Here is a 505-nt window from a genome sequence, read left to right as displayed (position 1 = left end):
ATCCCAGGCGCATACGACAAGGGTGGTCGTCGCGATAATCGGCTGGAGGGCGAATCTCTGGTGGAAGCCGTTGCAAGTCACGCACGAACGATGCCTGACCAGTCACTGGGAATAGTTACGTTCTCTGCAACGCAAAAGAACACGATCACCGAACTTCTTGAGCTTGCTCGTCGCAAGGACACCATTCTTGACGATTTCCTCCGCGAAGGCGGCGCTGAGGATGTCTTCGTCAAGAATATCGAGAACGTTCAGGGCGACGAGCGCGACGTGATCTTCATCAGCGTCGGCTATGGGCCAACCGAACCTGGCGGGAGAATGATCGGCGCGAGCTTCGGGCCGGTTAACTCCGAAGGCGGCGAACGTCGTCTCAATGTGCTTTTCACGCGGGCTAGGCTTAGGTGTGAAATCTTCGCTTCCTTCGACCCGGGCGAACTCGATGTAAGTCGCGCTTCACGGGAAGGGCCACGCGTTCTCAAACGTTTCCTCGAATTTGCGAAGCACCGCA

At 56.8% G+C, this 505-nt stretch carries 1 protein-coding gene; it reads left to right on the top strand.

Going from position 1 to position 505, the window contains the following annotated elements; translation table 11 throughout:
• Positions 1-90: 90 nt before the first annotated feature.
• A partial coding sequence (locus ACGHU1_RS16895) for an AAA domain-containing protein (protein WP_390588899.1) occupies positions 91-505 on the top strand: 415 nt, incomplete at its 3' end.

It is taken from the genome of Erythrobacter sp. MTPC3 (assembly GCF_042854385.1).
In the GTDB taxonomy this organism is placed as follows: Bacteria; Pseudomonadota; Alphaproteobacteria; order Sphingomonadales; family Sphingomonadaceae; genus Erythrobacter.
This window is presented reverse-complemented; position numbering and strand designations above follow the sequence as displayed.